This window comes from Paenibacillus mendelii, from assembly GCF_024498075.1.
In the GTDB taxonomy this organism is placed as follows: Bacteria; Bacillota; Bacilli; order Paenibacillales; family Paenibacillaceae; genus Paenibacillus_Z; species Paenibacillus_Z mendelii.
Genome location: NZ_JANHOF010000008.1, coordinates 18,701 through 31,535, shown reverse-complemented (window position 1 = coordinate 31,535; position 12,835 = coordinate 18,701). Strand labels below are relative to the sequence as shown.

The window sequence follows — 12,835 nt, the reverse complement described above, 5'->3', positions numbered from 1 at the left end:
ATGACGATCAGTCAACCATATAAAGCATGGGTGTGTATAGCAATTTGCTCGATTATGCTGGTATTAACGGCTTGCGGAAGCAATGGCGGGGAAAAGGGTACAAGCGGCAGCAATCCGAATGCCTCGGGCAGTGAGAAGGAATTGTCCGGCGTGGTGAAAATCGCGGTATTGGGCTTCCCGCTTGATGACGGCATCAATCCTGCTACAGGAAGGGAGGCCAAAGGCATCAAAGCCTTGTTCGAGCCTTTTCTTGCCGATCACCCCAAGCTATCCATCGATTACATCGAGGTTCCGCAAGATGACCGCAAAGCCAAATGGCAGGCGCTTTTGCTGAGCAACAGCGTGGACATTCTGTTCCTGGACGCGGCGATCGATTTCTATAACCAGGGATTCCTGATGCCGCTTGACGATTACTTAGCGAAGGACAACTGGAAGGCGAACTTCATGGAGTCCTTATGGACGGATAATGAACGGCTGACCAGCGGTGCGGATGGGAAGGTAATGGGCATGCCAAGCGGCATCGCTACAAGTACGGTCGTTTATGACAAGCAGATTTTCGAAGATTACGGCGTGGAGCCATTGAGCGAGAAGCCCACTGCAGATGAAATATTAGAGAAGGCGAAGAAGCTGACAGGAATCAATCCCAAGACCGGCCAACAAACGTACGGAATGACCTATAACCCGAAGGGGTCCTCACATCTGAATCTTGATATTTTCTCGGATGGTCAGGGCGTTGAGTATGGCACGATCGATTGGGGCAATTTCGGAAACAGCCAATTGAATTTCAACACGCCAGCGATCAAAAAAAGCTTGCAGACGATGATCGACATGGATCCCTATCTGCCGCCTGGCTATGAAATTGGCCGAGGTTCGGAGAATTGGGGCAAGGAATCTAATAATGTCGCGATCTGCTTATGGTGCAATAATATGGATGAGGTGTTGAAAAACAATCTCTCTGACCGGTATGTGATGACCAAAGGGATTCGTGACAAGAATGACAAAACAACCTGGGGAACGGCCCGCGTCATGTCGATGGCCAAGGACAGCAGCAATCCAACGGCTTCTTGGGAGGTATTGAAGTACTTAACCGGTCCTGAAGGGCAGAAATTCATGTACGATAACTACAAGGAGCTGCCATCATGGAAGAACGCGGATTGGGTGAAAAAAGAAGATAATCCGTATGCCGACCAGCTGCTTGCCGTCGTTCAGGATACCAAGAATCAGCTGTTCCCGCCCATTATGTTCTCCACGATCCGCCCATGGATGGCCGATATTATTTCAAGGGCCATTCACGGTCAGAAATACGATATCGACAGCGAGCTGGCACAGATCCAGGAAAAGGTGGATAAATGGGTCGAAGAGCAAAAGGCGATTAATGCGCAGAAGAGCGGCGGATAGAAAGTAAGAGGAGAGGGGAGCGGGAACTTGAATATGAACAGGTATACGAAAGCATGGGGAATCAAGCAGCAGCAGGAGCTGTTCACTGCAGCAGGTGTGGATCCGGAGCAGTGGGGACTGCATATTACCCGGCTTGCGCCTGGTGACGGATGTGTGGTGGTCGACTGGGTGAGTGAACTTCAGGAGCAGGCCGGGAATGAAGCCTTGAGTTTCCAAGTTGAATACGGACTTAGGGGTGAGGCGGTTAAGAGTGTTCATGAGGTGGAGGGGCCATCAGGGAGTTACAGGATACCCTCTCTGATTAATGGTTCCGATTATGAAATCCGATTAGTCGCCCTAGACGGCATGACGCGGCAAATCGCGGCGAGCAGTCCGGCGAGATTAGCCCGGCCGGGCATCGTGCCCGGTACGGTCATCAATTACATCCATCCCGAGGATTACACCTATGATTTCTCCGGGCGGTCAACAGCCAGCCCTTCGATCGTCCGGCTTCCGAATGGGGAACTGCTCGCTTCGCACGATATATATTGGGGACTTGGAGGCCAGAATGTAAGCGCCGTCTTCCGCTCGGATGATGAGGGCCGATCATGGCAGTATGTGACGTATCTCTATCCCTGCTTCTGGGGCAAATTGTTTGTTCATCGCGATCAGCTCTATATGCTGGCAACCAGTACGGAGTATGGAGATTTGTTGATCGGCTGCTCTGCAGACGACGGGAAAACCTGGAGTGTACCCCGCGTAATCATAGAAGGGGGGTCGCGGGAGGAGGGTGGACCGCACAAAGCGCCTATGCCGGTTGTTGTTCATAACGGGCGAATCTGGACGGCTGTGGAATATGGATCATGGTCCACAGGCGGTCATGGTGCGGGTGTGATCTCCGCACCGGAGGATGCGGATCTGCTGGATCCGAACAATTGGACGGTAACGCCTTTTCTGCGATATGACGCAGCCTGGCCTGGAACGATTGAAGGCGGGAATGTGCCAGGGATTCTGGAGGGCAATGTGGTGGTTACTCCAGAGGGGGAGCTTGTCAACTTACTCCGATATCAAACCGACGGCGGAACGCCCGATTACGGCAGAGCTATCATGCTCGACATCCGGCAGGATCATCCCGGGGGGCCGCTTGAGTTCCGCAAGGTACTCCCGTTTCACGGCAATTTGTCGAAGTTTACGATCCATTATGATCTGCAGTCGAAGAGCTACTGGTCACTTGTCAATCCGGTCACAACCCCTTATGTTCATCAGCGGAATATCTTGACGCTGGTGGTTTCGGATAGCTTGGAGGAGTGGGAGAAGGTCCAGGATATTCTGGATTACGAGAGCACCGCCTGGCATGAGGATAGAACGAAGGTCGGCTTCCAATATGTGGACTGGTTCATAGAAGGGGACGATATTCTGGTGGCCTCCCGCACGGCGATCAATGGAGCGCATAATTATCATAATGCCAATTACATAACCTTCCACCGAATTGAAGGCTTCCGCCGGTTGAGGGCGAAATGAGGGGACAACGATGAACCATTTGGCAGGCGGAGTATGGCCAACGATGGTCACGCCTTTTACGGAAGCGGGTACCATTGATTATGATGCACTGGAGCGGGCTGTTGAGTGGTATATCGAGAAGGGGGTGGACGGCTTATTCGCCGTCTGCCAGTCCAGCGAGATGTTTCATCTGAGTCTGGAGGAACGTGTGGAGCTGGCTGCATTCGTGAAGCGGAAGGCGGCGGGCCGGGTTCCGGTCATCGCTTCCGGCCATATTGCGGATACGTTCGAGGATCAGGTCATAGAGCTGCAAGCATTGGCGGATACGGGAGTCGATGCGCTCGTACTGATTACGAATCGTCTCGCGGCAGAGAACGAGTCCGATGACAGGTGGACAAGCAGGCTGGAAAAGCTGCTGCTGGAGCTGCCTGCCGATCTCCCTCTGGGCTTCTATGAATGTCCTTATCCCTACAAAAGGCTCATTACGCCAGAGCTGCTCCGATGGTGCGCCAATACGGGCCGGTTCCACTTTCTGAAGGATACCAGCTGCGATATCGCAAGCATACAGGCCAAGCTTCAAGCTGTGAAGGGAACTTCCCTCAGTATCTACAATGCGAATTCGGCAACGCTGCTGGAAACCTTGAAACTGGGGGTCCAAGGCTATAGCGGGGTTATGGCGAATTTTCATCCCGAGCTGTATGGCTGGCTGACAAAAAATTGGCAGCAGCTGCCGGAACAAGCCGAAGCGTTGGAGGATCTGCTGAGCATCATGTCGCTGATCGAAAAGCAGCTGTATCCGGTCAATGCCAAATACCACCTCATGCTGGAGGGCGTATTCAACACGATGTATGGCCGTTCCAAAGATCACCGTGCATTTACTGCGACCAACCAGTTAGAAGTGGAACAGCTGCGCCGGATTTCCCAGGCGGCTGCACTGCGGTATGGCTTATAAATAGGAATTCTCTTGATTCCGTACTTACGCCGCAATAATAAAAGCCCTGCCATCGGCAGGGCTTTACTCCATATTAAGGAAGCTATTCCGTGCCTAATTCACCATTCCCAGAATAGGTGAAGAGAGGTCTGCCGGTGCGTATGTTCCGCCCGGAGTTGCATAACGCAGCGCATTCGTGAGCATGACTGCCATTTCCTGACGGCCGAGGGCAAATCCTTTGCCGCTGGCTATGAGCATGTCCTACGCGTACCACGCGCTTGCGTCCACATCCCTGAGGCAGCTCTTCTTATCCTGCAGCCCGGGTCTCCTGACTCTGAGTAGAGCGGCGAACTCCACCCCCATCCTCGCAAATTCAATATGGTAGACATTGTTTATATGTGATAGATTAGGGAATATTCAACAACAAGTGGGAGGATTGCCCGAATGATGAACCCTGTAAGAGTCATCCTGGATACGGATATTGGCCCGGATTGCGACGATGTGGCGGCGCTGTCGATCCTGCATGCCTTGGCAGATCAGGGGGAAGCGGAGATCATCGGCGTAACGCATTGCACGTCCAATCCTTGGGGAGCGGGCTGTATTGACGCCATTAACCGGTACCATGGCCGCCCGGATATCCCGGTCGGTACCTTGAATGAGACCGGGTTCTTGGATGAGGCCATCCATTGCAAATTCAATCGTCATCTTGCCGAGAACTATCCGAATCGATACGCGGATGGCGCCGGTGTGCCGGATGCGGTAGACCTGCTGCGCGAGCTGCTGGCCAAGGAAGCGGATCAGAGTGTCGTTTTCATAGCAATCGGACCGCTCCGGAACCTGCTCCACCTGATGCAGTCCATCCCTGACCGGCATTCGGATCTTGACGGATCTGAGTTAATCCGGCGCAAGGTGGAGCGGCTCGTCGTTATGGGCGGCGCGTTCCCGTCCGGCAAGGAGTGGAATTTCGAGATGTGTCCGGCTTCCGCGCAATATGTGACCGAACACTGGCCGACTCCGATCATGTTCAGCGGCTTCGAAATCGGAGAGCATATCCTGACCGGCGGCCCGTTGATTACCGAAGCTCCAATCGACAGTCCGGTGCGCGATGCCTATGAACGTTATCTGGGAGAGACGAAAGTCCGGAACAGCTGGGATCTGACCGCCGTTCTGTATGGCGTTCGCGGTCTTCGCGATTACTGGGAGGCCGTAACCGGCGGCCATGTACAAGTCGAAGCGGGCGGCGAGAACAGCTGGCAAGCTTCAGAGGATAGAGGGCATAGTTATCTGAAGCAGCGAATGGAACCCGAGCTGCTCCGGGATTTGTTGGACGAGCTGTTGGTAAGCCGCTATCATTCCCATTTGTCGGAGTAAGCGGCAAGAAAGGACTATTGATTAAGATTAACAATGCCCATCTGGAATGGGGTCATTATGCCATCTATGAGATTGAGGTCAGATAAGAGCGCCGGAGTTCTTCATGACCGAAGGCGATAAAGCTATCAGTTATCATGGCTGCTCATACAATCACGAACCAATCAACAACCCCGGAAAGTCCCCTTGTCAGCCCAGGCTGACAAGGGGACTTTTCTTCTGCCCGCAAAGCGCCAAACAGGCTAGACCAGCGCTGATGATGCGATAGAATGCACACGGCTAAACAAATGCAAACCCCCAAAGTAATGCCAATTTACACGGTACAGACCCGGTGTTACATTCGTGAAGCCCGGGTGATTAAAAAATGGTAAAGCGCTTTTTTACAGAAGGTAGGATGGGGATGAACGCGACTTATAGCTCAGGAAAAAAGTTGAAAAGGATCCGCAGGAACTGGCAGCTCTATCTGTTGTTTTCCTTGCCGCTCCTGTACGTCATGCTCTTCCACTATTATCCCATGTACGGCGCGCAGATCGCCTTTAAGGATTTCAATGCCGTGCAGGGGATATGGGGGAGCGATTGGGTTGGCTTGAAGCACTTTAAGCAATTTGTGGAATCGTATGAATTTTGGCGCGTACTGCGAAATACGCTGCTGCTCAGCGTGTACAGTCTGGTCGTAGGCTTTCCGTTTCCTATTATATTGGCCTTGGGACTCAACTACGCGTCGCATGTCTTCTTTAAACGATCGGTTCAGATGATTACGTACGCACCGCACTTCATCTCGGTCGTCGTCATCGTCGGGATCATGTTCCAGCTGCTCGATCCCCGGCTGGGGGTTGTCAACCGGATCGGGGAAGCGCTTGGCTTCGAAGCCGTCAATATGATGGCGAAGCCGGAGTGGTTCAAATCATTGTACGTGTTCTCGGATGTCTGGCAGAATGTCGGCTTCGCCTGCATCATCTATTTGGCAGCGCTGTCAGGCATCGATCCGGCACAGCATGAGGCGGCGATTATGGACGGCGCATCGATTCCGAAACGAATGTGGCATATCGATCTGCCGGGCATTATGCCGGTAGCGGTCATCATCTTCATTCTTGGCATGGGCGGCATTATGAGCACAGGCTTCGAGAAGGTGCTGCTGATGCAGAATCCGCTGAACATCCGGACGTCGGAAGTGATCGATACTTACGTTTATAAGGTCGGTCTCGTTTCGGCGATGCCGAATTATTCGTACTCGACGGCCATCGGATTGTTCAAATCGGTCGTCGGCCTGCTGCTGCTTCTCGGCGTCAACGGGTTCGCCAGAAAAATAAACCAAGAAAGCTTGTGGTGACGAAATGGGCAAGGGGAAAAAGGGGAGTCACCTCGCTCATTCACGCAGCGATAAAGTGTTCCTGTTCATCAATTATGCCATCCTGTCCCTGTTTACATTGTCCGTGCTCTACCCTTTGATTTATGTCTTAAGCGCATCCTTCAGCTCGACGGAAGCGATTATGCAGGGGAAAGTGTGGCTGCTGCCGGTTCAACCGACGCTTGACGGGTATAAAGCGGTCTTCGAGTACAAGTACATCGGAATCGGGTTCGGAAATTCACTCATCTATGCGGTAGCTGGAACGGCTCTGAACGTGGTGCTGACCATTCTGGCAGCCTACCCGCTATCAAGGCCGGACTTCGATGGGAGAAAAGCATTCATGCTGCTGTTCGTGTTCGCGACAATGTTCAGCGGCGGTCTGATTCCTTCCTATATGCTGGTGAAGGATCTCTCCCTGCTAAATACGTACTGGGCGCTTATCATTCCCGGCGGTCTATCCATCTGGAATGCCATTATGATGCGCACGTATTTCAAGACGACCATTCCCGGCGAGATGCTGGAGGCGGCCCAGATCGACGGCTGCAGCGACGTGAAATATTTGCTGCGCATCGTGCTGCCGCTCTCCGGGCCGATCATTGCCGTCGTGGCGCTGTTCTGCGCGGTCGGCTTCTGGAATCAGTATTTTTCGGCGGCCATCTATTTAAGTGATAAGAACCTGTTCCCATTGCAGTTGATTATGCGTGATATACTGATCCAGAATGAAATTGACATGTCCATGCTGTCCAATGTCGAGGAAGTGGTCAAGCGGAACGGCTTGCGGGAGCTGCTGAAATATGCGCTCATCGTCATTGCCTCTGCTCCGGTATTGATCATTTACCCGTTCGTGCAGAAGCACTTTGTGAAAGGCATTATGATTGGATCACTGAAAGGCTAATTCGGTTAACTATAGCATTCTGATAACAATTACGGGGGGAAACACCATGAGGAGAACGCTGTCCGCATTGATCGCATGCATCATCCTGATTGCCGTGTTTACGACGGCTTGCTCGAATAATTCAAATAATGTTAAGGACAATGAGCCGAAACCAGAGCAAGCGGCAGGCAATACGCCAACAGAACCGGCAGCGGCCGAAACGTCCGATGCCGTCGCGCCGGCAGGCGAGTTTCCGATCGTGAAGGAAAAGATTACGCTGAAGGTTATGGCGCCTGAGAATGCGGGCGTCGAGAATTATGCGACGAATCTCTTCACCAAGGAGCTGGAAGAGAAGACGAACATTCACCTCGAATGGATTATGGTGCCGGAGAAGAATGTCGTCGAGAAGCTGAACCTGATGCTGGTCAGCGGCGACTATCCGGACATTCTGCTCGGCATGGGCGTCAACAAAACACAGGAAGTCGTCTACGGCGGACAGGGCGCATTCCTGCCGATGAACGACTTAATCGAGAAGTACAGCGTGGAGACCAAGAAGCTGATGGAGACGCTGCCGCTGTTTAAAGAAACCATCACCGCACCGGACGGCAACATTTACTCGCTTCCGAAGGTGAACCAATGCTTCCACTGCACGATGTCGCAGAAGATGTGGCTTTACGAGCCTTGGTTGACCAAATTGGGTCTGAGCATGCCGACGACAACCGAAGAGTTCTACACCGTTTTGAAAGCGTTTAAGGAGAAGGATCCGAACGGCAACAGCAAAGCCGATGAAATTCCGTTCATGACGTCGGTTACCGGCTGGAATTCGGCGCTGGATGATTTTCTGATGAATGCCTTCATCTATAACAGTAAAGATCCGAACGCTCCAGGCCTGCTTATGCGAGACGGTAAAGTTACGGCCGCTTACGACAAACCGGAGTGGAAGGAAGGACTTCAATATTTGCGCCGCCTGTTCCAGGAAGGTCTGATCGCGCCGGAATCGTTCACGCAGGACAAGAATCAGCTGCTGGCCGTCGGCAACAACCCGGATGCCGTGCTGCTGGGGTCATCTCCAGGGGGTTTCCAAGGCGAGTTCCTGCAGCTTGGCGACGTGAATGATAAGCGCTGGCTCGGTTACAAAGCGGTACCGGCCTTGAAAGGGCCGGCAGGTGTGCAGCTTTCCGCCTACAGTCCGATGGAGTACTATACCGGACAGTTCGTCATTATGAAAGGCAATAAATACCCGGAAGCCTCCTTCCGCTTGGCTGATATGTTCTATGACTGGGATATTACGATGAGGCTTTCCAGAGGTGTCGAGGGCAAGAACTGGAAGAAAGCCGAGTCCGGTGATATGGGGATTGATGGCAATCCGGCCAAATGGGCGCCGATTCCGAATACGGATGAGAAGATCCAGAACGACTACTGGAACGAGCTTGGACCGATCAATCTGTCCAATGAATTCCGCCTCAGCCAGAAGAACAATGGTCCGGAGGATCTCGAAGTCCTCTTGTACCAAGCGACGAACGACAGCTATGCGCCGTACAAGCCGGATGTCAGCATTCTGGTGCCGCCGCTCGTGTTCAACGAGGAGCAATCGGCGGAAATTGCCGGACTGCAGAAGACGATCGACGATTACAGAAAAGAAATGCTGGCCCGCTTCGTGACCGGCGATGCGGATTTGGATAAAGATTGGGACAGATATGTAAGCACGTTGAAGGACATGAGCCTGGAGCGTTATCTGAGCATCTATCAGGAAGCTTACGACAAGACCAAACACTAACCGGAAGATTCAGGAGGAAGATAGATGCGCAGCAGAGAAGAGCGTATGAAGTGGTTTAAGGAAGACCGGTTCGGCATGTTTATCCATTGGGGGATCTATGCGGTTCCTGCCAAAGGAGAATGGGTGCAAAATCACGAAACGATCAGCCGGGAACGGTATCGGACGTACTTCGAGGAATTCGATCCGGTACGTTACGATGCGCGAGCCTGGGCGAAGGCAGCCAAGCAAGCGGGCATGAAATACGCCGTGCTGACCACCAAGCATCATGACGGCTTCTGCCTGTTTGACAGCATGCTCACCGAATTCAAGTCGACGAATACGCCCTGCGGACGGGATCTTGTCCGCGAGTTCGTCGACGCGTTCCGGGCGGAAGGCCTGCGGGTAGGCTTCTACTATTCCTTGCTGGATTGGAATCACGAGCATTACCCGACCTACGGTGATTTCTATCATCCGGAGCGAGCGAATGAAGCCTATAAGGATAAGGAGCAGAACTTTGACCTGTATGTAGACTATCTGCACGGTCAAGTACGGGAGCTGCTGACGAATTACGGTACGATCGATCTGTTCTGGTTCGATTTTTCATATGAGAGCCTGATCGGCGAAGCGTGGCGTGCGACGGAGCTGGCGAAGATGGTGTATGAGCTTCAGCCTGGCATTCTCATGAATAACAGGCTGGACCATACGCTGCTCAAGAATGGTATCTCGACCGTGTACGGGGGCGACTTCGCTTCTCCGGAACAGGCGATCCCGACGCGGGAGGTCATGTCTGATATTCACGGCCATCCGATCGAATGGGAAGCGTGCATTACGCTTAACAAGCATTGGGGATACCATGCGACCGACACGGATTACAAGCAGGCGAAGGATATTATCCGGCTCCTTGTAGACTGCGTGAGTAAGGATGGCAACCTGCTGGTGAATGTGGGACCTAATGCGAAAGGCGAGATCCCGAAGCCGGTCCTGGATATATTGGCGGAAATTGGGCAGTGGATGGCGCTGAACGGCTTCAGTATCTACGGCTGCAGAGATACCGCTCTGCCGGTGCCGGAATGGGGTCGATTCACGCAAAAGGACGGCAAGCTGTATGCGCATCTGTTCGAACGAGGCATGGGCGCTTATCCGCTGAAACGGCTGAAGGGCAGAATCGGCAGAACCCGCCTTCTGTGGGACGGTGCGGAAGTGACATCGGGCGAGTCTCATAACGATTATCATACCAAGGAGGATGCGCACATCCTGATGTCGCATTCAAGGCTGCCCGACGATAACGATACCGTAATCCAAATCGAGCTGCTGGGCGGCAGCGTATAGAAGAACGAACAGATCGAATAGGGGGATTGGATATGACGGCGGAATACAAACGGCGTAAACGGCGAATCATCGCGACATTCTCGGCTTCTTATATCGTCTTGCTGGTTATTCCGATCATCGTCAGCGTAATCGTCTATGATCGGACGGTGGCGGTCGTGAAGGAGGAAGTGGTGCGCAACAATATGCTGCTCCTTGAGCAAGCCAAGAGCATACTGGACAGGCGGATGGCCGAGCTTGATTCGATTGTCTGGCAGATCGAGGCTGATCCGCGTATTACCTCCTATCGCTACATGGCCAAACCGTTCGAGGGGGCCAACACGTTCAAAACGTGGTACACAGCCAAGCATCTATACGATTTCAGCGCATCCAACAACTTCATTCTCGATTATTTCGTGCTCTATAAGAAGAGCGGGATGGTACTGAGCCATCAGAATGTATATAAGTCCTCGGAGTTCAGCGATCAAGTGTTCCACTATACGGATATGGAACCGGCTGCCATGGAACAGCTGCTGTACGGCAGCAATCACAGGTACGAAGTGCTTCCTGCCATGGAGGCGTCATACCGGGGTAAATCCTATCCGATCGTCAGTTATGTGCAATCGCTGGACAGCGGCAGCTCGCCGGGTGCGGTAATTCTGGTGCTGATTAACAGCAGGGAGATCGTTAAGCTGCTCGAAGGCTTCGACGTCTCCTCTGGAGGAACAGCCTTCATTATGGACGGCAAGGGCCAGACGATCGCCTCCGTCTCGGACGGGGCAGGCCCGAGCCCGCTGCTGCAGCGCTTATCGGGAACGCACGGCGTCATTGAAGCCTCGCCGGATACGAACGGCATGCTGACGACGTATACGAAACTGGAATCGAAGGATTGGTATTTCGTCGTCGCCCAATCTCCTGAGATCGTGCTTCACAAAGTCAATCAGATCCGCAAAATTATTATCGGACTCTCTGTCTTGCTCGTGGCTGTGCTCGTGCTCTACTGCTTGTTTGCCTACCGGCGGAGCAAGCCGATTCGCAAGCTTCTTCTGCGGATCATGGAACGCTCGGAGCCTGTTTCATACGGAACCTTCAAGCCATATGCCATGATCGAGCGGAATTATTCACTTCTTGAGGATGATAAGCTGTTCTTGCAGCGGGCGCTGCAGGAGCAGCTCCCGCTCATCCGCAGCTCGTTCCTGCAGCGGCTGCTGAAGGGCGACTTCTCTACGGAAACCGAGCTGCTGACCTTGAAGCGCCATGCAGGTACGGAGCTGAGGGGTGCGTATTACGCCGTTGTGATCACCCGCCTGCAGAGCTATGAGGGAGAACTGACGACTAATATTCTGGAAGAGCTTGAGATTCGCAGAATTATGATGAAGGATGCTTTGAGTAAGGACGCTTTCTCGGGCTGTGCCTGGCATGACACCGAGCAGGACAAGATCAGCATTATTCTGCCGCTGGAAGTTCAGGATGCCGAAGAAAGCAGGAAGCAATTGGAGCTGCTGCTCGGCATGCTGCAGGAGCAGCTGCATATACAGCACGCGATATCTCCCGTATTTGCGGTAGGCGGCCTCTATCCGACGCTTGCGGAAATTTCACGTTCCTACGAGGAAGCGAAGCAGGCGCTTGGAGGCGGGCAGGGTGAGCCCGGCATCAAGATATTGTGGTATGACCGGCTTCCGCAGGAGAGGTCCTTCTACTATTATCCGCCCGACGCGGAGCTGCGGTTGATTCATCTGACCCGGATGGGCGCGCTGGAGGAAGCGGATGCCATGCTTGATGATCTACACCGGACCAATGAACGCATGAATCTGTCTGCCGACATGATCAAATTCCTTCATTATGAGATGTGGGGCACCGTCGTGAAGATTACGGAGGATCCCGATCTGAAGGACATGAACGGCATGATCGCGCTGCGGTTAGACACGCATGAAGCCGGTGCCATGGACCTGGACACGCTCATGAAGGATTTGCGGGAAACGTACGCCCTCATTGGCAAAAGAATTCATATGCGGAAGAATACGCAGAAATCCGGGCTCAAGGAGCAGATGATCGATTATATCGAATCCAACTATAAACGACCTGACTTTTCACTCACGGAGCTGGCCAATCAGTTCAACATGTCGGAATCGTATTTATCCCAGGTGTTCAAGGAGCAGGTCGGCATCAACTTTATTGAGTATGTCGAGAATGGGCGTATGAAATGCGCCAAGGAGCTGCTCGTTCGCACCGATATGCCAATTCATGAAATCGCCAGCACGATCGGGTACAGCTTGAACAGCACGTTCTGCAGAGCGTTCAAACGAATTAACGGCGTGAGTGCATCCAACTACCGCCGGCTCAATACGTAAACAAAGTATGATGGGAGGATCAGTT

General features: G+C 52.9%; 10 protein-coding genes. 9 read left to right on the top strand and 1 reads right to left on the bottom strand.

What is annotated here, in order from left to right; all coding sequences use genetic code 11:
• The 3 genes from NNL21_RS22530 to NNL21_RS22520 are packed head-to-tail and all read left to right on the top strand — an operon-like array spanning position 1 to position 3,829.
• Complete coding sequence (locus tag NNL21_RS22530; RefSeq protein ID WP_204821720.1) at positions 1 to 1,398, top strand: ABC transporter substrate-binding protein; 1,398 nt, start codon at positions 1 to 3, stop codon at positions 1,396 to 1,398.
• A 27-nt stretch (positions 1,399 to 1,425) separates the two neighbouring features.
• Positions 1,426 to 2,898, top strand: coding sequence for a sialidase family protein (locus NNL21_RS22525; RefSeq protein WP_204821721.1), 1,473 nt, complete (start codon positions 1,426 to 1,428; stop codon positions 2,896 to 2,898).
• 10 nt (positions 2,899 to 2,908) lie between these two features.
• The gene (locus tag NNL21_RS22520) at positions 2,909 to 3,829 is read left to right on the top strand and encodes a dihydrodipicolinate synthase family protein (RefSeq protein ID WP_204821722.1); all 921 of its coding nucleotides are present in this window, start codon (positions 2,909 to 2,911) and stop codon (positions 3,827 to 3,829) included.
• A 93-nt stretch (positions 3,830 to 3,922) separates the two neighbouring features.
• Here the strand turns inward: NNL21_RS22520 and NNL21_RS22515 are convergent, their stop codons facing one another.
• Entirely contained in the window at positions 3,923 to 4,066 is a 144-nt protein-coding gene (locus tag NNL21_RS22515) for a hypothetical protein (protein WP_204821723.1), read from the bottom strand.
• Between the two features lie 186 nt (positions 4,067 to 4,252).
• On the opposite strand from NNL21_RS22515, the gene NNL21_RS22510 reads away from it, so the two are divergent.
• From NNL21_RS22510 to NNL21_RS22485, 6 genes are all read left to right on the top strand, one after another.
• A complete protein-coding gene (locus NNL21_RS22510; protein WP_204821724.1) occupies positions 4,253 to 5,179 on the top strand; it encodes a nucleoside hydrolase in 927 nt (308 codons plus the stop codon).
• A 397-nt stretch (positions 5,180 to 5,576) separates the two neighbouring features.
• Complete coding sequence (locus tag NNL21_RS22505; protein WP_204821725.1) at positions 5,577 to 6,506, top strand: ABC transporter permease; 930 nt, start codon at positions 5,577 to 5,579, stop codon at positions 6,504 to 6,506.
• Between the two features lie 4 nt (positions 6,507 to 6,510).
• Positions 6,511 to 7,419 (top strand): carbohydrate ABC transporter permease, encoded by a 909-nt coding sequence (locus NNL21_RS22500; protein ID WP_204821726.1) that lies wholly within the window; start codon positions 6,511 to 6,513, stop codon positions 7,417 to 7,419.
• Positions 7,420 to 7,465: 46 nt separating this feature from the next.
• Positions 7,466 to 9,175: an ABC transporter substrate-binding protein gene (locus tag NNL21_RS22495; RefSeq protein ID WP_204821727.1), complete on the top strand. Its 1,710-nt coding sequence runs from the start codon at positions 7,466 to 7,468 to the stop codon at positions 9,173 to 9,175.
• Positions 9,176 to 9,199: 24 nt separating this feature from the next.
• The gene (locus tag NNL21_RS22490) at positions 9,200 to 10,483 is read left to right on the top strand and encodes an alpha-L-fucosidase (protein WP_204821728.1); all 1,284 of its coding nucleotides are present in this window, start codon (positions 9,200 to 9,202) and stop codon (positions 10,481 to 10,483) included.
• A gap of 32 nt (positions 10,484 to 10,515) precedes the next feature.
• On the top strand, positions 10,516 to 12,810 hold the full coding sequence (locus NNL21_RS22485; protein ID WP_204821729.1) for a helix-turn-helix domain-containing protein: 2,295 nt from the start codon (positions 10,516 to 10,518) through the stop codon (positions 12,808 to 12,810).
• Positions 12,811 to 12,835: the final 25 nt, after the last annotated feature.